The sequence below is a fragment of the Bradyrhizobium sp. USDA 4452 genome (genome assembly GCF_054063575.1).
The window spans coordinates 6,097,441-6,117,061 of the sequence record NZ_JBSSGK010000001.1 but is presented as its reverse complement, the minus strand read 5'-3'; the positions used below and the strand labels follow the sequence as shown (position 1 = coordinate 6,117,061).

13 protein-coding genes are annotated in these 19,621 nt (G+C 60.5%); 9 read left to right on the top strand and 4 right to left on the bottom strand.

From position 1 onward, the window contains the following. The first annotated feature begins 276 nt into the window (after positions 1–276). From ACVISU_RS28955 to ACVISU_RS28920, 8 genes are all read left to right on the top strand, one after another. Positions 277–609, top strand: coding sequence for a hypothetical protein (locus ACVISU_RS28955; RefSeq protein WP_456709163.1), 333 nt, complete (start codon positions 277–279; stop codon positions 607–609). 590 nt (positions 610–1,199) lie between these two features. Further along, the gene (locus ACVISU_RS28950; protein ID WP_456709162.1) at positions 1,200–2,531 is read left to right on the top strand and encodes an MFS transporter; all 1,332 of its coding nucleotides are present in this window, start codon (positions 1,200–1,202) and stop codon (positions 2,529–2,531) included. Positions 2,532–2,542: 11 nt separating this feature from the next. Next, positions 2,543–2,839: a hypothetical protein gene (locus tag ACVISU_RS28945; protein ID WP_456709161.1), complete on the top strand. Its 297-nt coding sequence runs from the start codon at positions 2,543–2,545 to the stop codon at positions 2,837–2,839. A gap of 1,762 nt (positions 2,840–4,601) precedes the next feature. Beyond that, positions 4,602–5,057 carry a Wadjet anti-phage system protein JetA family protein gene (locus ACVISU_RS28940; RefSeq protein WP_456709160.1) on the top strand — a complete coding sequence of 152 codons (456 nt, stop codon included), beginning with the start codon at positions 4,602–4,604 and terminating at the stop codon, positions 5,055–5,057. Positions 5,058–5,059: 2 nt separating this feature from the next. After that, a complete protein-coding gene (locus ACVISU_RS28935; protein ID WP_456710928.1) occupies positions 5,060–6,130 on the top strand; it encodes a Wadjet anti-phage system protein JetA family protein in 1,071 nt (356 codons plus the stop codon). Further along, complete coding sequence (locus tag ACVISU_RS28930) at positions 6,120–6,758, top strand: DUF4194 domain-containing protein (RefSeq protein ID WP_456709159.1); 639 nt, start codon at positions 6,120–6,122, stop codon at positions 6,756–6,758. The genes ACVISU_RS28935 and ACVISU_RS28930 overlap by 11 nt, the downstream gene beginning before the upstream one ends. Continuing rightward, a complete protein-coding gene (locus ACVISU_RS28925) occupies positions 6,755–10,189 on the top strand; it encodes an SbcC/MukB-like Walker B domain-containing protein (protein WP_456709158.1) in 3,435 nt (1,144 codons plus the stop codon). The genes ACVISU_RS28930 and ACVISU_RS28925 overlap by 4 nt, the downstream gene beginning before the upstream one ends. Positions 10,190–10,191: 2 nt before the next feature. Then, the gene (locus tag ACVISU_RS28920; protein ID WP_456709157.1) at positions 10,192–11,361 is read left to right on the top strand and encodes a Wadjet anti-phage system protein JetD domain-containing protein; all 1,170 of its coding nucleotides are present in this window, start codon (positions 10,192–10,194) and stop codon (positions 11,359–11,361) included. Between the two features lie 680 nt (positions 11,362–12,041). On the opposite strand, the gene ACVISU_RS28915 is transcribed toward ACVISU_RS28920, so the two are convergent. The 3 genes from ACVISU_RS28915 to ACVISU_RS28905 form a co-directional block, all read right to left on the bottom strand. After that, the gene (locus ACVISU_RS28915; protein WP_456710927.1) at positions 12,042–12,638 is read right to left on the bottom strand and encodes an ATP-binding cassette domain-containing protein; all 597 of its coding nucleotides are present in this window, start codon (positions 12,636–12,638) and stop codon (positions 12,042–12,044) included. After that, positions 12,586–13,842, bottom strand: a complete 1,257-nt coding sequence (locus ACVISU_RS28910; protein ID WP_456709156.1) for an ABC transporter transmembrane domain-containing protein — start codon at positions 13,840–13,842, stop codon at positions 12,586–12,588. Before ACVISU_RS28910 ends, ACVISU_RS28915 begins: the two co-directional genes overlap by 53 nt. 386 nt (positions 13,843–14,228) lie before the next feature. Continuing rightward, complete coding sequence (locus ACVISU_RS28905) at positions 14,229–14,435, bottom strand: hypothetical protein (RefSeq protein WP_456709155.1); 207 nt, start codon at positions 14,433–14,435, stop codon at positions 14,229–14,231. A gap of 1,136 nt (positions 14,436–15,571) precedes the next feature. Between ACVISU_RS28905 and ACVISU_RS28900 the strand changes: the two genes are divergently transcribed. Beyond that, positions 15,572–16,480 carry a hypothetical protein gene (locus ACVISU_RS28900; RefSeq protein ID WP_456709154.1) on the top strand — a complete coding sequence of 303 codons (909 nt, stop codon included), beginning with the start codon at positions 15,572–15,574 and terminating at the stop codon, positions 16,478–16,480. Between the two features lie 879 nt (positions 16,481–17,359). On the opposite strand, the gene ACVISU_RS28895 is transcribed toward ACVISU_RS28900, so the two are convergent. Next, entirely contained in the window at positions 17,360–19,588 is a 2,229-nt protein-coding gene (locus ACVISU_RS28895) for a hypothetical protein (RefSeq protein ID WP_456709153.1), read from the bottom strand. Positions 19,589–19,621: the final 33 nt, after the last annotated feature.

Sequence of the window (19,621 nt, the reverse complement as noted above, 5' to 3'; positions counted from 1 at the left end):
CCTGAATTCCGCCGATGTTGACGACGGCCGGCGACTGTCCGGGTTTGACCCTTATGATTTCGGCCCAATAGCGGATCGCTGCGAGCGAATGGTCGGTTTCCCATTGCGGTAGCTTCCGAGCTGAATACGCCGGCTCGCTACCTCCGTCACAACAGAAAGGGCCATCTCCGGGACCGAATACGTGCTCGGATGAAGGACACGCCGTTCGAATTCCTAACATCGTAAGTTTCAAGGGCTCTACTCGGCAAACATAGCAACGCATCCACCGCAAGCACGATGGTCGTAATTGTCTTCGTCTTCATGCTACACGTTCTATTCAAGACATTGATTGCCGGCTTGCTTCGCCGTCCAATTTCGAGCGCGCGTGGGCGCAGATGCGACAGCGAAGCGCAGCCGTCATCGATCAGACCCCAGCTGCGCGCCTTCGGTGCCCAATCTGACGGCAGCACTTCAATACGGAAGGCTATTTCCCTGGTCGATCTCGATGAAACCAGATCTACTCACGCAGGTGTGTTCGCCATTGTTCGTGATTTTGATTTCGACTTGCTGGAGCTCAAAATCTGGTGCGTTACACTTTCCATTTGCGACCGCCGAGCAGTTTGCGCCTGATCGAAATGATCGCCCGAAGCCTCGGCGCCAGGCGATGTCGATCGCTCTCATGGTACCGCCAATTATGCGCTCCTATTGTCCTTTGATCGCGCAAAGACCGCGATTTGTGCAGCGAACCAATCCCGACAAAGCAGGCGGCTTGCGCGCAACTAACAACGAGCGGAGCAAAAGACGGGCCAAATAGCCTGATGCGTCCGCCCGCGCGCAACCAGCCGAACGCCGCGTCTACGCGCGACTGCCCCTCTGTGCGAAAACAGGCACTTCGTGTTGGGGCGCCCACCAATGTTGTCGCACACTCGCCATGCACACGAGCACAACGCCCCCTGACAGTTGCAGCGCGTTCCTTTGTTCATCTTTACTGGCGATTGCCGCGATCAGTTCAGCGTTTGAAATGGGGCTGCGACAGGCAGGCATTCTTATTGCACTCGTCGTGAGCTTCGTCCTGGCATGCGTCAGGCATATGTAAAACACCCGGGATGCGCGGCCGGCCACCCCATGCTAGATGACGGGTAGAGCAGGTCGAATGCAACGCGCGCGACCCGGCTGCTTGAAATGCTCAGGACGGCGATCGCGCCTCGGACGGATCGGGGATGGTCAAGCAATTTACTCAGGAGAAGCCGGACCCAGTCCTCGATGCCGCAGACGAACGCTTGACCCGCCGCGCCGTGTTAGGTGCAACGATCGGAAATATTCTCGAATTCTACGACTTTGGGACCTATAGCTTTTTCGCGATTCAGATCGGTCATGCATTCTTCCCGGCAAGCGACCCGTTCGCCAGCCTCATGCTGTCGCTCGCAACCTTCGGCGCGGGTTTTGTGACCAGGCCAATCGGGGCCATCGTGCTCGGCTCGTACTCGGATCGGGCCGGCCGCCGACCCGCGATGACGGTCAGCTTTGCCATGATGAGCGCCGCGATCCTATTGTTGGGTATTACGCCCTCGTACGAGACAATAGGAATTGCCGCCCCGCTGCTGGTCATTTTCGCACGTTTGGTGCAGGGCTTCGCGCTGGGCGGTGAGGTTGGGCCGACGACCGCCTTTTTGATGGAAGCGGCCCCGGCCGAACGGCGCGGTCTTGCTGTCTCGTTTCAGCCTGCCAGCCAACAGATCGCTGCGACGGCCGGAGCGCTTGTTGGAGAAATACTCTCGCTGACCATGACAACCGAAGCACTCAATGTGTACGGATGGCGGATCGCGCTGCTGCTCGGCGCCGCTACGCTGCCCTTCGGACTGTGGTTGCGGAACTCCCTGCCCGAAACGTTGCACCGCCCTGAGCTGCCTGCTCTGGTCGTCCAGACTGTAGAGAAATCGCCTGCCGCGCGCCGCATCATGAGCTTGGGATTCGTCATCCTGGCCTGCTGCACGATTACTACCTACGTCACGGGATATATGACCACCTATGCACTGAACACGCTGCACGTTTCCGCGCCTCTCGCCTTTGGCACTACGCTTGTCAGCAATACGGTAGGAATTGCTGCCGCACTGCTGGGCGGCTGGCTCGCAGACCGCGCGGGCCGCCGGCACATCATGATATGGCCGCAGATCGCTGCATTGTTGATGACCTATCCCGTGTTCTTCTGGATCTCAGAGAGCCGCAGTGCCCTCGCACTTCTCGGGGGTCTCGGCGCGCTCACCCTCATCGGAACGATTCCGTATAGCGCCTTCTATGTGAGCATGGCCGAAGGTTTGCCCAAGAACATTCGTGGTGGCGCCTTCGCGACGATCTACGCCTTTGCCATAGCGATCTTCGGAGGCACAGCTCAACCCGTCGTCACCTGGCTGATCTATCTTACCGGCAGCGCGCTGGCGCCCGCCTGGTACATGCTAATCGCTAGCACCGCCGCGCTCTGTGCCATGCTCACGATGCCGGAGACTGCACCGCTCAAGAATAATAGCGCTGTAAACAAGCAAAGCCCGCCATAACGCTGGACAATATGATCACGAGTGTCTTTCTGCCGATCGCGCGACGCCTCATGCCGCCTGACGAGAACGTCGGAATGCTGCCTTTTACGCAGGTCGATCGCGCGACCATCGAGAGCGCCGATAGCGCGGAGTACTCCAAGAGCACCCATGACCTCGTCGATGGTTACCAAGCCCATCAGACTGTCGGTGCCCGCAGCCCTTCACACGACGCGATCGACGAAGCACCTGGCCGCCACGAAGCGAGGATGGGCTGTTTGTCCGAAAGCCAAGCCAGGCTCCGAGCAGCGGTCCTCAGGGTGGTCAAATGATCCTGGTGAGGTCGAATTCGTCAAGGATCTTCGGTTAAGCGTCTCGATCCCTGCGCTGTGCCTGGTCCATTGATACGATCGCACTTGTCAGAAATTCCAGGCCGCAGGTGACCGCGGCAGCCGGCCAAAGCTTGGGTTCCGGCTCACCTCAGGGTTGCTTGGATGGCCATTCCAACAGGCGCCGACGCAAGGAGCGCGAGAGCATTCCGCCAAGGCGGCCGACTAGTTAGTCCAATGGGACAACACTTGACGCTAGCAGAGCAATTGACCCTTCACCTAGCCACGCTTCAAACGGGCGGCCAACCTATGGTCGACCCAAAGTGCGATGACACCGTGGGCATCTAGATACCCCTCGCCCTTCCTTGGTCTCGTCGCTGATGGCTGATGAACTCATAAGTGGTCTCGCCACTTAAGCGGCATCGACCGCGAACGCGACCTATATTCTAAGTCCCTCGACCATTGTCGTTAATTGGATCGATCAGGGCGTTCCAAGGCGGCTTGGAATTTCAAGGAATGATCGATCTCTCGGGACGACCCAAGTCGCCTGATCCAGCGGCCCCGAAACCCGAACCGCCTGCTCGCCCAAATCCGATGCGCAGATTCACATATTACAATTGACTTGCATGCCGATGGCGGGGCCAAATTGTGGATTGCAACGGCTTGTAGAGAGCACCGGTGAATTTTGAAACACCTGCGCAGGCCAGATTCCTCGTTCGAAGGGGGACCTCTGGATGGATGGTTTATGATCGGGAGCGCAAAGGGCCAGCGCTGACCAAGAATAGCCGCCTAGCCGAGAAACTGACGAGGGAAGAGGCGGAACATATAAAACAGGTCCTGGCGAATACTCCGCACAACGACCGAACATAGTCGGTGGTCGCGGCATGAGTGTTCTTTCGCGCTCGCAATCTAGTGAGGTCAAGTCCTTGCGCCTCGATTGGGCAAAAGCAGTCGCGCTTCTCATGATCGCTGCTGGCACCCTGCTGGTGCTTGTCAGCCTCATGACCAGAGCACGGCGCCGACGCTCTGACGGAAGCCGTGAAAACGCTGATGTGTCCGGATCTAGCCCACCGTCAAGATCAACAAGCGCCGTAAAGCGTCCTAAGAAAGCGCCATCTACGGAAGAAACGTCCCCGGAGAACCAGGAGGTTTCAACTCGACCGCGAGCCCGGCCGACCAATGAAGAACAAAGTTAAGCGGCGCAAAATATCTAACCTCGGAGCCGAGACCGCCCGCCCCTCGCAGACTGCAGGGGGAACGTACCTCGCAATCGTAGACACCACGATTCTCCAGGGTGCCTGAAGCCAGCCCCGATCGTGGGTAATCGCCGCACGGGCACAGCCCGCGCCACTTGACCTGACCGGATGATCGACGGCGGCCAGCAGATTGCCTTTTTGGTGCTACGCCGGCCGGCGGCGTCAGTAACCTCCCAACGTTTGACACGATGACCGTTACTTTCTGGCAACCGTGCCGATCTAACAGCTTTTCAATGGGGAGAGCTTGGGGGCTTTTGTCTCATTGGACAACATAGCTTGCCGAAGCTCTTAGAGCTGCCATTCTCCGAAGACTGAACCCTGCCTCGAAGCGCCCCCACCCTCAGGCTCGACAGCTTCCCTTCGACAAGCTATACACGAACATACAGGGAACAAAAATCTTCTAGTTGCGATTGCCTTGAGATACATCTCGACTGAATTATTTCCTTGATAGATCATAAGGTTATGGGCAACAGATCGTCTGGATGACGCCGACGCAGGAGCAATAGCGATTGTCCTTGTTCCGCCATTTGCATGACGAGGCTTTTTTGGCCTTCTCGCGCGATCACAAGCACCTGTACGCGGCTTGTCTGCTCGACCTCCTTGAACGCTTCTTTTCAGGCGCGCCGTCGTTCCCGACTCCGCAGCAGGTCGTCCACGCCATCTACGACGTCATGCGCGCCAACCCGGCCCTCTGGAGCGAAGGCGATGACTTCGGCACCCTGCCGGAAATGATCTCGGCAGGTCGCCGCCGTATCCGGAAGGCCGACGTCGCGCTCGCGTCCGAGAAGGGCGACAAGGCGCTCGGTCTGGCGCGGCAACTCTACGCGCGCCTGCTCGCCTGGGGTTGGCTTGAGGAGGAGGAATACGGGCTCCGTGTCACGGTCGACATGGCTATGGGACCGCTGCTCGTGATCCAGCGGCTCGCGAGCCTCAATAGGATCTCTCGCAGCGGTTCGGCGGCTTGATCGTGCAGATCCGCCTCAATCTCGAAGCCGTCGAAAAGCTGAGGCCCGAGATCACCGACCGCAAGCAGCGCGAAGCCGCGCTCGCCGTCCGCGAGGCACGCAACCAGGCCGACCAGTTTACCAAGAGCCTGCGGGCCATTCTAGCCGACCTGAAGCGGATCCGACGGACCGTCATGGAATCGAAGACGGTGGCTACCCGGCTAGAAGCCTTCTTCGAAGAGTTCGTCGACCAGCTCCTGCTGAAGGATTTCGAGTCCATCCTCACCGTCAACCATCCGTACCGCTTCCGCGATGCCATCGTCGATCTCGCACGGCGGATCTCCTATACACCGGACACTATGCAAGTCCTCGCCGAGGAGTACACCGCCTCCAGCATGGCCGCCGACGTCGAGGACGGTCGAATGGCGGCGGCCGACGACCTGCTCGCAATCGAAAACATCTTCGAACAGATCGGCGAGATGTTCGAACGGATCGAGGCCTTCCGCAGACAGCTCGAAGCCCGGGTCCGCAACACCATCAAGTATGCCGAGCGCGGCGGGCAGGGACTGGTCGGCCGGGCCGGCGACCTGGTGCGGCGGCTCGACGCTCTGCTGAGAGACGGCAGACGCGACAAGGCGACCGTCGAGTGGAGCATCGAGCCGCCGCGGTCGCCCTGGTCGGAGCACCATCAGGCGCCAGCCAGGCAGCCGCGCCGCCCGGTCGAGGCGAGGGAGCTCGCCGGCCCGCCCTCGGACCCGTTGTACGAGCTGAGGAAGAAGCTCCGTCTCGAGTACATCGCTCGCATCGCGCCCCGGCCCGAGGATGTCAGACGATTCCTCGAGGGCCAAGTGCCGCCATTCGCGACCAAGGAAGCTCGCTTCATGGAAATCGACACCGTAGACGACTTCCTCGCCTTCGATTGCGCCCGCCGCTATGCGCTGACGGGCGAGGTTCCGCCGCAGGTCGCGGCCGGATTCGATCTGGAGCCGCGCCCAGACACGCCGCCCCACGATAGCGAATGGCTTTGTTGCTCGAACTTCGTAGTCAGGCGATCCGGCAGGCTCCGGAAAGCGGAGGCGCCCCATGCTCAGTGAATTCGAACACGTCGAGCGCTCCTTCGGTGCGGAAAAGGCGGCCGACCTCCGCAAAGCGCTTCACTTCCTGCTGCGGCGGCAGTTCGTGTTCGCGGGAGATCCCAGAACCGGAACCGTCTACAACGTGATCACGGACGGCCGCTTCCGCAACGTGGTCGATGACTTCTTCGATAGTTGCGGATACCGCGTCCATCGCGATCCGGAGGCGCAGTGGGCCGGCATCGTCGCCATGGACGAGGACGTGCCGCTGCCCCGGATGAAGCTCGACGAAACCATCGTCATTCTGGTGCTGGCAGCGTACTGGCAGCAAGAGGTGAACGTCGGAGCGGTCGAAGACCGGGCCGTCGTGGTCGCCACCTTGAATGACCTGTTCGACCGCTACCGCGAGATGGCGCAACACGGCGGCGGAGGCGCGATTTCGGCCGCCCGCTTCCGCGATATCCTGCGCGAGGCCGCCCAGCGCAGCCTTGTCGAGATCGGCGACTTCGACGACGAGCAGCAGGACTGCGAGGTCAGAATCCGCCCGATGATCAAGCTGATCAGCGGCGGCGACGCCCTGCAACGGCTCGAGCGCTACGTGCGCAGCGAGGAGACCCGCTTTCCGCAGCCCGCGAGAGACGAGGCATGATGGAGCTACGCCACCTGACGATGGTGAACTGGCACCTGTTCGACGTCGCGGACATCGACGTGACGGGGCACGTCGGCGTCCTTGGCGAGAACCGTTCCGGCAAATCGACGATCCTCGATATGGCCCAAGTCGTGCTCACGGGCGGCAGCCGGCGGTTCCTGCGCCTGAACGCAGTCGCCGGCGACAGCGGAAAGTCGCGTAGTGGCTCGAAGCGCAGCGTCGTCGACTACTGTCTCGGCACGCTCGGCGAGGACCAGCGCCGGCGCGACGAGGCGCGCACCTACATCGCGCTCGGTTTTGAAGACACGGAAGGCGCGCGGCCGCCGGTCACAATCGGCATGGCGCTCGAGGCGCGGAAGTCGGACAGCAGGGAAACCGTGCTGGCGCTGTTCGTCACCGTCGGCGCCGTTCTAAGCTCCAACGACTTCGTCGAACAGCGCGGGAAGTTGCAGTTCCCGGCGCAGTGGGAAGACGTGCGCGCGCGGATCGTCGCGGTGGTCGGCGAAGGCAACTTCGTGAACCACCGCGATCGGGCGGGCGACTACGTCCGCGAGTACATGCGCCATCTCCTGCCGCATTCGCCCTACGGCGAGCAGAACGCAAGCGCCCTGCAAAAGTCGATCGTCAATGCGATGACGCTCGATCACAACCAGACGGCCACGCAGTTCGTGCGGAACTATATCCTCGAGGACAGTCCGATCGGGATCAAGGAGCTGCGCGAGTCGATCCAGACCTACCGCAATATCAGCGAAACGATCCGGAAAATGCGCCTCAGGCTCGAAGCCCTGAGGGCACTTCGGGAGGTTCTCGCCGCACTCGAAGAGGCGCTCGAGACCAAGTTCAGGGAGGAGTGGATCGCCAAACGCGCGGCCTGGCTCGCGGCGCGGGCGATCAACCTGGACTTTAAGACCAAACGGCGTACCGAAATGGCGCGCCGAGATGCAGCAGCAAAAGAACTCGAATTCATAGAGGAGGACGTCAAGGCCATAGATCAGGAGATCGAACGCCTGACGGCGGCGATCGCCGAGCACGATGCCAAGATCGGAAGAAAGTCGCTGCAGCAAAGCGCCGATGTGGCCGCGCAGGCGGCGCAGCGCGCCTCGGCCGACTTCAAGGCACGCCTGGATAACATCCGTCGCCTGCATCCGCTCCGGGCGATGTGCGCGGACTCTTTCGAAGACTTCGTCCCTGCTCTGGAGCATCTTCTAACCGCCGCCGTCGAGGCCGACATAGCGGGCGTCTCAGGTGAGCTCTCCGCGGCCGAGAAATCCTTCGCGACCAGCGGTGCGAAATGGCTGCCGAAGGTCGACGAAGCGCGTCAGGCGATCATCGCGGAGCTTTCCGGGCTGCGAGGCCGGCGCGACGAGGTGCTCGAACGGGTCCGACAGCACGCCTCCGGAGGGGCGCGGGCCTATCTCGGCGACGACACGGAACTCCTCTGCCGAAGGCTCCGGCAGAAGGGAATGGCCCCGCGCGTGCTCTGTGACATCATCGAAATCGCTGAACCCGAATGGGTGGGGGCTGCCGAGGCGCTCCTCGGCCGCGACCGGGAGGCGGTGTTCGTGGACAGAGCGGACATCAGCGCCGCCACGGCGATGTTCAAGGAAGGCCGCCGCGAGTTTCGCCACGCGTCCCTCGTGAGCCTGAACAAGCTTGAGCAGTTCAGGGCCAAGCCGGAACGCGGCAGTTTCCCCTCCATCTTCCGGAGCCAGGATCCGGACGCGATGGCGTTCATCATGCGCCGCTACGGCACGGTCCGTCTCGCCGACACGCTCGATCAGTTTAATAGGCCCGGCCGGGCCATCATGAAGGACGGCCTCTACGACGATGGACTCGTCAGGACCCATCGCTGGATCGAAGCCTCGCAGCACAAGATCGGAAAGGCGGCCCAGGCGAACGCCCTGCGCTCCCTGCAAGATCAGGCCGAGGAACTGGATCGGCTCCTGGCCGACAAGAGTAAGGAGGCCCAAGCCGTCGAGCAGGCCTTTGCCGCTCTGAAGAACATCTGCGAGGGGCATGACGACCTGAAGGTTTTCGCTGCGGCCTTTGCGGCCGCGCAGACCGAGATCGGCGAAGCGCATGCCAGGCTCGATGCGCTCGACGGCGCGGGCGACGGCGGCCTTCGCGACAAGAAGCGAGCGCAGCAGAAGCTGAAGGACAAGAGGCTCGACGAGAGAAAGACCCAGCAGAAGGCGTTTGGCGAGCATGACGGCGAACTCAGATCGGCCGAGAGGAGGCTCAAAGATGGGGAGAACGTGCCGGGCTCCGAGCTGAACCTCCGGGTCGCCCGGTCGATCTACCGCAAGACCTTCCCGCTCTACTCCGCAGCGAAAGGCAGGCTCGTCTACCGCGAGCGCCTCGATGGCGCAGCAAAAGGCGGTTTTGCTGAGAAACACCGTGCCATCGCAGACAAGGCGGTTAAAGATGCCGACGCGTCGGAGGTCGAGCGCGTCCGGATCGAGCGCCGGGTTCGCGAGTTCCTCTACGATTATTTCGACCAGTTCGGGATGAGCTCGCAAGTTGGCGCCGAAAGCGAGCCGCTACGCGAGGTGAGGCCCTGGATGGAGCAGCTCATCTCGGATATCGAATCCAACGAGCTGCGCCTGTACGAACGGCAGGCCCGAGAAGCGGCAGAAAAGGCCTCGACGCTGCTCCGCGGTGAGTTCATCAACGCGCTCACGGCCCGGATCGGCAAGATGGAGCGGGAACTGCAGTCGCTGAACCGTAGCCTCTACGCACATCCCTTCCACAACGAGAGATATTCGTTCCATCGCACCCAAGTGGTGGAATTCCAGCCCATCCTGAAGATCATCGAGATCGCCAAGACCTCTCCGGAGGCGCTCGACATGCTGTTCCGGGGCGATGTGCCCGATGACTTCCCGCACAAGGATACGATCCTTGCACTCGAGGCGCTGCTCGAGGATCCCGACAAGGACTTCACCCAGTTTGAGGACTACCGCAACTTCTACACCTTCGAGATCCACATGGAGGATGTCGCTACCGGCCGCTCGACCCGCTGGGAGCAGCGGCGCGGCACCGGATCGGGCGCCGAACAGCAGGTCCCCATCTACGTCGCCATCGGCGCTTCGCTCGCCGCCGTTTACGGCAGCGCCGAGCGTCGTACGGGCAAGCCCGCCGGCTTCGCTCTCGCCATGTTCGACGAGGTCTTCTCGAAAATGGATGGCAAGAACCAGCGGCAGATGATGAGCTTCTATAAGAATCTCGGGCTCCAGTTCGTGATCGCAGCGCCGTTCGAGAAGCGGGTCGCCGTGCTCGAGCACATGGATACGATCGTGGAAGTGGACCGCATTGGCGAGCAGTCCAGAGCCACCGTGGTGCAACTGAAAGAGAAGGCCAAGCGCGAGCTGATGGCTATCGATCCGGATCTGATGTCCGAAGATGAGCTCGCCAGCCGCCTGGCCGCCGAGTAGCCATGGCGCGGCGTTTCACGGACGCGAACGGCCTCTTCAACGACCTGCTCGATCGCTTCGAGGCCGGCGCCGCAAGCCCGATCGCCCACCCGGATTATGCCGCCTTCGCCTCGGTCGTCGCGGCGGACGCCTTCCTCAAGCAGATCAGGGAAGCCGAAGGTACCGGCGCGGTGTCCGTTGGCTGGGGCCGAGGCGCCAAGCGGGATCAGGTCGCACACGTGCGGCTGGCCTCGGCGGAGATCCTATACCGATATCTCGACCGCACCCCCGCGTCGCGGATTGCGCAGGACGCTGCGGCAAGGCTTGCCGCTGGATCAGCGCTGCGCGACTCTCTGAAGAACAGCGCTTCCCAAATCGCCGAGGTCTGGGGACGGGGCAAGACGTGGCACGGATTCGCTTCGTCCGACGTCGAGATGCTGCGTGACGCCTTCGTTCTCGCCCAGGCCATCCTGGATAACAAGCATCTCGACGTCGACTACAAGACCTTCTCGCGACGGACAGTGGGTCACAGCAAGACGCTCGAACGCATCGAGGGTGCGGTCGTGCGGCTCCTGAGCGGCATCCTGGAGTTTCCGCCCGGCGCGCGGCCCCGCGAGGCACTGCGGGCAATCGGACTGGAGCGCTTCGCGCCACCGCTGCTGGTCGCGGGAAAAATCGACCTCGAGGAAGCAGACCTCTCCAGGATTTCTCCACATTATCTTGGAATCACTCCCAAGGAAGCAGATCGCGTCCGTTTTCGGGAGCCGCCGGCGTACATTCTGACGATCGAAAACTTCGCAAGCTTCAACCGGCATATTGCCGAGGCGGACCCCCGTCGACTGGGAACGACGATATACGTCGGCGGTTACCCCTCGTTGGCCACCCAGCAGGCGCTGCAGACGATCGCAGGGTCGGTATCCGAACAGACGCCGATCTTTCATTGGTCGGATATCGATCCCGACGGGACCTGGATATTCCACACCATCGAGCGCGCCATCGGCCGACCGATCCACCCCCACCTGATGAGCGTCGAAATTGCCGAGCGCTCGGGACAAGTGCCGTCCAAAAAATCCGCACCCGCCAGATGCTCACCAGAGTCCGGTATCGCGCGGCTGGCAGCGTACCTGGCAGAAGATGGAGCCAAGACGCTTGAGCAGGAAGAACTCGATCCCGTTTTGCCGGAGCTTCGTTAGAAAGTCAGTGTCGGTGTGGGGCCGACATCGCACCGTCCGCAGTTCAAGGATCTCGGCCGGCGATGATTGAACAACACCTGCGATCCGCAAAGCGGACGCCACGAGTAAGGCGGCTGCTTGTCGGGACAAAAAACGCCGTCGGCACGCGCTCGGCACGCCCCGAAGCACCGCCGGCCCTCCGGAACACATCGCGTCCACGGCTTTTCCTGAGCTGCATACCCACCCTCGTGGTCAAGCGCATGCGTGCAAGGGCGGCAGCTCCGATCCGGGTGACGGCGCAGGACCATGGCCGCCTCGCCAATGCCCGCGAAGACATCGTGGCCGATGTTGGCGTCCGGACGCAAGTATTGGTTAGTGGGTCGACGTCTGCCTTGTCGACGAGCTCATCAATCTCGGCACATAGAATTCCGGTCTGGTGCAGCCTGATTCAGGACGAAGGAGCCTGCTCCGACCGCAAAGCCGGCCGATCGCCAACTTACGCCCGCCCTGCCGCCTGGCGTCGCAGATTGCCAATCGGCACCTAGAATGCTTCACGTCTATCGGAGCACAGGGCGCCGATTCCTTCATAGATGCCGAGGATCGTCTCTATGACGTGGGTAGCTCCTTGAACGGCGACTGCATCTCGTCCGGCGATGCACCTTCTGTGCGGCGTCAACGCGCCGGCCAATCATTCCCCTCGCCTATGTCACTGACAAGCCGCAGTTGGTCAGATCGACCACGACGTCGCTTGTAGAAACGACGCCCTTGCGGTGAGTGATCGCCAGCACGGTCACGTCTTTGGCTAGCGTACGGATATGGTTCATAATGTCCTGCTCGGTTTCTTCGTCGAGCGCGGAGCTGGCCTCGTCAAGAAGAAGGATCGCCGGCTCGCCATAAAGCGCGCGGGCAATGGCAATACGCTGGCGCTCCCCGCCGGAAAGCTTCAAACCACGTTCTCCAACGGCTGTTTCAAATCCTTCAGGCAAGGCCTCGATCAAGGGGAGAATAGCGGCTTTTTCCGACGCAGCGCGAAGGCGCACTTCGTTGCGGGGCCGCCCTAGCAGGATGTTGTCGGCTAGCGACTCATTGAGCAACATCACGTCCTGCGGTACGACAGCAACTGCGGTATACCAATCCGCGCGTTCGATGCACGCTATATCGGTTCCATCTACCAGAATACGACCGCGGTCCGGTTCAATCGACTTCAAGACAAGCTTAAAGATTGTCGATTTTCCCGATCCCGATTCACCGACAAGGAAGGTGATCCCCCCCAGCCACAAACGAGACGTTCGTAACACCACGACCGTTGTCGTAGGCGTAACCAATGCCCTCGAAAGAGACCTGGCCAGCGGAGGGCGTGAAATCTTGAGCGTGAGATGGTCGCCGCTCTTCGGGTGCGGCCCATAGTCTAGCCAGGGGGATGAGGTCGGCTCGCGAGCGCGCCGCGTCAGAGATGGCACGCGCAACCATCTCGAATGGCATATTGAGCTGGAGTAGAAGCGTGTTGAATAGCACCATATTCCCGATGGTGACCGCCCCGACCTGGTATTCAGGTATGAGAAGGAGAAACGTGACCGCAAATTGTAGCGCGACGGCAGGGCCGAGCACAGCGATGTAGGCAACGCGTTGCAACACATAGGCGCGCCAGTTATCACGCACCTCCCGCGCCGTCATCGCAAAGCGCTGGCTCATCCAGGAATGACTGCCGAAATAGCGCAGGGTGTCCATTGAGCTCATGACGTTGCCAACGAAGCGCGCATTGTCTTGTCCGGCTTCTCTGGCCCGTTCCAGGAACACGTACGCCCGACGCGTGGAACTCCACGTCAATGTAATCAGGACTGCCCCATAGACAACGACGATTGCAGCGATCTGGATATTGAGGAGCGCGCCGAGAGTGACGAACGTAAGTAGAAGTTGTGTTGCAGCAGGGATGAAGACGACGATCCCAAGTTGGACCAAAGCCGTCAGGGCGCTGCGCCCGCGCGCGGCCGCACTCTGTATCTCTACGGGATTGTGCTCAAGGAAAAAAGCCGCGGTTTTCCTCAGGATGCGATCAAAGAAACCCGTTGCAGCGATGAAACCCAGGTTCTCAGCTGTCATGAAGGACAGATACTGCAGCATGCGCTGCAATGCGGAGGCGACCCCGAGCAGGACCGCATAGCCTGCGACCTCCCACGCGAGCGCCGACATGTCTTTCTCGCGCGGGAGACGGTCAATGAGAGAGGAAAACACGTAGGGCGCTGCGACGCTGGTCGCGCTTGAGATCAGCACCACTGCGACAACGACGAGAAGCAACCACCGATCGGAGCGCCAGTACGCATGCAAAATTTCGGAAACCGGTGATAACTTGCTGCCGTTCGACATATCTAGCGGATAGATGAATGGGCTTTGCTTGGGATATAGCCGACATAGCCCTGTTCGCACGATGCTTCCGTGCGAGCGCACATGAAGATGCTCGATGAGGGCTCGCCGGACTTTCCGTTTACCATTGCTTGGCTTCAAATCAATCGATCCAGCACGGTCATCAACTCACCAAGGCTGGTAGGTTGTCGTCCGCCTTCTCACATGAGAGATCATGTTTTGTAGCGAGGCAGCTGAACGCCAGCTGCGAATTTTGCGCTTCTTGTTTGGCGATTGCGAACTCGACGGTGCGCTATCGGATCTCGCCTTGAAGCGCGCCGAAGCAACATTAGGCAAAAGGTTAGAACTCAACGATTTTAACCGCGTTTAAATCTCGTCCCGGCCTTAGTGACAAAGTGGAGCTCAGCAGTGCGCGTCGCCTGATAATTGTTAAACAGTCCGCTGTAGCAAGAGGAGGAGGACGCGGCCGCTGTTCAGCGAGCGGCCGGCGCCTCTTTCCTCGTTTATGCTTGGTTTGTCTTCCGTCGTTAGTGCCGCACGCACGACGGGTCGGTCAAACAGAAAAATAAGTCGCAGATGCCATCCAACGGGTCATCCGCGCATTGAGGATATGACGTATCGGCTACCTGCACCTTGGTGCCGACCGGTTGGGCGGCAACCTCAGCAACAAAGGTCGGCGCCGCCGCCATTCCCAGCGCGAGGGCGCTCGCAGTCACAATCACGAATTTTTTCATTCTAGAGTCGCTTCCCTAGGTTGGCCCCAGCCGTCCACCACGTCTATATGACCGCACCGCAAGTGGTAAAATTGATTTTCTTGATTGGGTCTATCTACGGAATGGATACGTTCGGATATCTCGGCAGAACCTCGCCTTAAGCCAATCGGAGTCAGCGAGGCTGTTTATGCTCGAGCTCTGGCCCAGCATCGAAGCTATCGATGCATCTGTCGAAGCAATCGAAGCACCGCGCGTTTGTTGATCATGGCACACTGTGCGTTGCCATGGTTGGGACCGCCTGGGTTTCCCGACGGCCCCTCCATCCCTTCCGATTAGTGGATACGCGATTTCTTCACGGCCGATACGACCGATTGCGGAGATCGCCTTGGTTCCTCTATTTGTGGCTGCGCTGCGGGCCACACCGCAAGGCTCGGCAATTCAACGTCTCGGTCGTGGCGCCTTGGCCTTGGACGCTTAAGCTATTCGCCGTGTGTTAAGGATGCCTGGCTCGAAGTTGCACCGCGCGAATCTTGTTCGAACCAATGCCCACGTGGGCCCACGCGAATCCTCGCGCTCCGTCAGGAGTCTTAGCAGAGCACAATCCGCTTCCGCCCAACGCCAAGCGGTCACGACCCCGATAGCTGTGACAGGATCGGCTAATCGGACCAGAGCCAGCGTCTCGACTGGCACTTCGGGGCATCGATTCACGATCTATGTAGGCCTGCCTCGGCAGCCCCCTCACGCAACTCAAGCTCAGGATTTTTGTACCTCCGCCGGGCTGCGTCTGCCGGCCTTTCGCACTGCCGGATAGCGACGTGACGCCATCTCGCCAAAGTTGGCTCTGCGATGAACAATGGACAGCCCGCACAGTCGCAAGGGCTGGATTTTCTTCCAGCAATGAGGCCCGTCAGCTGCTCGACAGCTAAACCCTCTAGCATGAGACCCGTCTCTATCCGGACAAGGCTGGGCTTGATGGGCTCAAAATCTGGAACAGAAGAAAAAGCCGGATCTCCTCAACATACCGCCCCGTCGACAACCAGATCCGCTTCTTTTTTATAGCCGTTTGTGCACGTCTCGGTTTCCCGACCCTCGCGACTCGCTCAAATCGGATCAACTTGTCCGATTAATATCGACAAGGCTACCAAAAGGAAAATGGAATGAACCCGTTTGACAATATCGGCCCGTCTGCGGCTTTTACGAATTGCGTCGAGCAGCAACAGGAAGAAACGGGGCAAGCAGATTTTGAGCAGCGGCTTGGAGAGCCTCAGCCGAGCCCCCAAACATCAGATGCGCCCGGGACCGGATCGTCCCGGACTGACACGGAAGGCAATTTGAGAGCGCAGGCTATTCAGGGGGACGAACGGTGCGCAGCTGCATCCTTTATCAGGACGCGCGCTGAGCTTGCCGCGACGCTGACCTGCGCAACCGTTGCGGAACTCAGAAGAGAAATCGAACTCGCTGCGCAAAAATCGGCACGATGGTCAAAAGCAACTGGGCCATCAGCCGGCGGCATCGATAGTGGCCGCGTTTACGACGAGGTGGTGGCATCGTCGTACGCTGAGCTGCAGCGCTTTCAGAATCACGCCAGCCATTGCAAGCCACATGTACTGGACCGTCAAAGCGCGATGGACCATCTGCGTTCCATGGCAGCTTTGCGTTACGACGCCGCCCCCTGGAATATTTGGGGAGGCCAACAACTTGAACTGGGTCGCGCAGCGGCAGCGCACATGAGAGGGGGCACCTATTCTTCGCCTTTTGTATCACTGTCCGAGGAGGCCTCACAACTGCTCCTGTCGCCGGACGATGACAACGAGTATGGCGCCAAAGCAATTGCGGAGAGCGCGAACGAGTTGCACACCTACACGGTGCCACGGGTCACCACCTGGACGGCCGAACAGATCGTCAGTATCCTTGAGGACGGAACTGAGGATGATGAACCCAATCTTGCATGGGTGAGCGATACCCCAACCGAGGAGCGCGAGGTACTGTTTCTGGGCGGGAATCTGGATGACTATCGGACCGCTAGCGAATCGAATCCGTACAGAAAGTCAGAGACGAGACGCTGAGGCTAAAGGGTGCGAGAAAGCGCGACATCTCTTGTCGCGCTGCTCGGGAAGAATCGGAAGCAGCGCGGCATCTATAATGACTGATCTGGGTGGCTAGCGGGGGAGCTGGTCGGGTAGCGTACGTCGACCATCAAAGTGTCCGCCGAGATCTGCACCGTCTTCAAATTCGTCGCACTTGTCGTCGGAGGGAAGCGAGGGTATTTCGCTCGCCGATAGCCCAATATGGTCCAGTTATAATCGCCAGAGCTCCACGCTTGAATCTGACAGCAAGCCAGCAGAGCACCACAGTTTCCCGCCACGCCGACGCGATCGTGGCCGTCACAGGATCAGTATTTGCAGAGAAGCAGCTCCGCCCTCACCGGCTGGGACACCCGGAAGAACGAAAAGCCCAGCACCTTCTGGGGGCCTGGAGGCTTGGATGCTGGGGCTCTCGTCGCCTTATCCAAGAGAAGCAAACGGATAGGCAGACTCATTGTGCATTGCGAAGTCGATTCGTCAAACCAGAGGGCATAGTTTTCTATCGGCATGCCAACCATCCGAAGCAATCCCTCGTGAGGTTTACTTGTCAGTTGGCGGCGCACATGCAGGCAGGCCTTTCGCGACACACGCGACGACATCCGACCGTTTCTCAGGCTGCCGCGCTCGGCGGCTGGCTTCGTGCCCACGCGCCCGATTTTCGGCGCACCAATGGCCTCATAGTGAGCGCGAAAATGATCCCGCTCTCCGGCCGACGAGCCTCTCGTGGATTTAATGCGCGTGCTCTTCCTCCGAGCTCCATCCTTTCGAAGAAGAGCCGGTGCGGCTCAGGTAATCCGCCGAGCCGACCTGGAGGCATGAAAGCTGCTATCGAACGGCATGCTGCGCACGACAATTAGCTCATTAGATTCCTAGTCGTCCCATCTGCGCTGACGCGTGCCCAGCATCGGTAAGGTGGTACAACGCCTGGCCGCCAGCTGCGGTGCTCAACAAGGACTTGCAAAACGCAGGTGTGAGTTTGCCGCGGTGGATCACGACGTTGTTGTGCCCCTCGGCGGCTCGAGCGTTCTGCCAGTGCTGATTATAGCCCCGCTGTTCATCGGACTTCACGTGGCAAGCGGCGAAGTCACGGTCCCCGAGCATTGGCAATTGCCAGGCGTGCACCGACTGCTTGGTATGGATGTGCACCCACATCGGGCTTGGCCTCGCACCACTGCTCAGCGCCTTGGGCTGCAGCTTGACCTCGAACAGCTTCCCTGGCTCTCCATGCAAGGCGCGCGGTGGATCGACTGGCGCCAATTCCCCCTCCGCCCGCAATTGTTCAAGGTACCTTTGCGACGGAAACGCATAGGTCTTCATGCAATCGCTCGTGATCGCCGCCCTTCGCACGTTCAATGAGTTTGCCTGCCCCTGCACGTCGGACGACATCGTCCTGAGCCGCATTATTTTTTCGTGCACTTCCGGCAGTTGCGCCGGCGTGAGCAGGCCCCGACGGAGAGGCTCCTCCAGTGCGACTATACAGGCCTCAATCTCAGCGGCCTGCGTCTGCAAGCGCTTACTGACGAGATCCAAGACGTGGTCGGCGTCCTCGGGCTTCATCTGGCGCGCTTGCGAGACGGCCCTTTGTTGAGCCGGCAGATCGAATTGCACCAGTTCGTCCAGTCGCTCGAGTAATCCCGCCAGCGCTTTTCTGGAGGGCGGAGCCTGCCACATCTGGAGGTGCTCGGTAGCAGAGGTTGACGCGCACGCCCGTGCCTCCTCCGCGGTCACGAGTATTTTGGTACCGAGGTCCGAGAGCACGATAACCTTGCCGGTCGGCGTCGTGGCCGCATCGGGCCTGGCGAGTTGCGGCTCGGGCGGGCGCGCCGTCGAACTCCCCTCGCCTTCGGCCACTGCGCGTCTTCCTTTGCCCTTTCTGCGCGCTCTGCTGGTTTCTCCCACCGTGGCGGTATTTTCTGGCAGCGTAGCCCGAGCTGGCGGTTCAATTGTGGCTGCCAACATTGGCTGCACCGCCAGCAACCGCATGACTTCGTTCGCCGTAAGCCACGCACCTTCCACGATCTGGTCCAGCAACTGCAACGGCAGGTCAGCTCCTGATCCGGCCTCCCTCAGCGTGGCAACCATGGAACTCACTCCTGAAGCGAATTCCGAAAGCCGCTCCATGACACCTTCCAGAACGGCGCGATGCTCGGCGTCGAGCGGTGCCCCGTTGCTGTTCAGAACGGCATGGCCGGTCGAGACGAATGCTGGAAAAACATCTTCGATGAAGGTCCCGAGCAGACGCACCTGCCCGTTCTCGTCCATGAGGGCTTCGTGCGCGTCTGATCCCAACGTGCTCGCTTGCGAGTCAATCAAGAGCTCCGCGAGAGCTATCCGGGTTTGCAGATACATGCACTTCGTATTGAGCGCATGGCCGGTATGCAGCCTTAGTGCGGCCTCTTCGGCCTTACGCATCGCGGGCGTAGCGCTTGGCAAGCCCGCAGTAGCCGCGCAGACGGATTGCATCCGCTCCAAGCGCAGTGTCTTCTTTCCCCACCACTCCATGTGGGCCGCATAATGTTCCGCCACGCTTGCAACCGAGCGGCCCAGCTGGTGGGGCGTAGCGATGCCTTTCAACCTCTCGAGGCATCTTAGCGCTTCTTTTCTCTTCTTCTCCACTTGGTCAACAATCTGCCTAGCAACGGTGTTACATTGGGTGGCTGCGTCAAGCACGTCATCGCGGAGAAAACGGGCCCGATCGTCCGGCAGAATGCGACGCGCCAAATTTGGGGGCAGATCGGCGTAGTAGTCCAGAGCTGCTGAGCCTGCCCTGACGACTTGGTCGATCAGCTCTTGCGCCTCGGGCAAGTCCCGGGTCTGCATGGCCGCTCGACGACAAGTTTCAAGCTCCTCAAGGAGGCTCTCCAATCTTCGCTTTGCTGCTCTGATCTCGTCTCGCGTTGGCGCCACCACATCTGAATCCGCTGGCTGCCTCGCGAGCGACAGGGCTCGCTCGTGAGGCCCCGAGCGCATCCGCTCCACGACGGCGTCGAAGGATTGACTGCGTTCCCCAGGGATGACAACGAGCTCCTCAGCGCTGTCAGCTCCTGCCGCCCCAACGTGCGAGTTCCCGGATCGGCCAATGCCCGTCATCTCTTTATCTCCGATTAAGTCGACGATGTGCAG

Coding starts and splice junctions, on each gene's coding strand:
- ACVISU_RS28955 (WP_456709163.1), top strand. CDS start 277: ATGGTCGTAATTGTCTTCGTCTTCATGCTACACGTTCTATTCAAGACA.
- ACVISU_RS28950 (WP_456709162.1), top strand. CDS start 1,200: ATGGTCAAGCAATTTACTCAGGAGAAGCCGGACCCAGTCCTCGATGCC.
- ACVISU_RS28945 (WP_456709161.1), top strand. CDS start 2,543: ATGATCACGAGTGTCTTTCTGCCGATCGCGCGACGCCTCATGCCGCCT.
- ACVISU_RS28930 (WP_456709159.1), top strand. CDS start 6,120: ATGCTCAGTGAATTCGAACACGTCGAGCGCTCCTTCGGTGCGGAAAAG.
- ACVISU_RS28925 (WP_456709158.1), top strand. CDS start 6,755: ATGATGGAGCTACGCCACCTGACGATGGTGAACTGGCACCTGTTCGAC.
- ACVISU_RS28920 (WP_456709157.1), top strand. CDS start 10,192: ATGGCGCGGCGTTTCACGGACGCGAACGGCCTCTTCAACGACCTGCTC.
- ACVISU_RS28905 (WP_456709155.1), bottom strand. CDS start 14,435: ATGAAAAAATTCGTGATTGTGACTGCGAGCGCCCTCGCGCTGGGAATG.
- ACVISU_RS28900 (WP_456709154.1), top strand. CDS start 15,572: ATGAACCCGTTTGACAATATCGGCCCGTCTGCGGCTTTTACGAATTGC.
- ACVISU_RS28895 (WP_456709153.1), bottom strand. CDS start 19,588: ATGACGGGCATTGGCCGATCCGGGAACTCGCACGTTGGGGCGGCAGGA.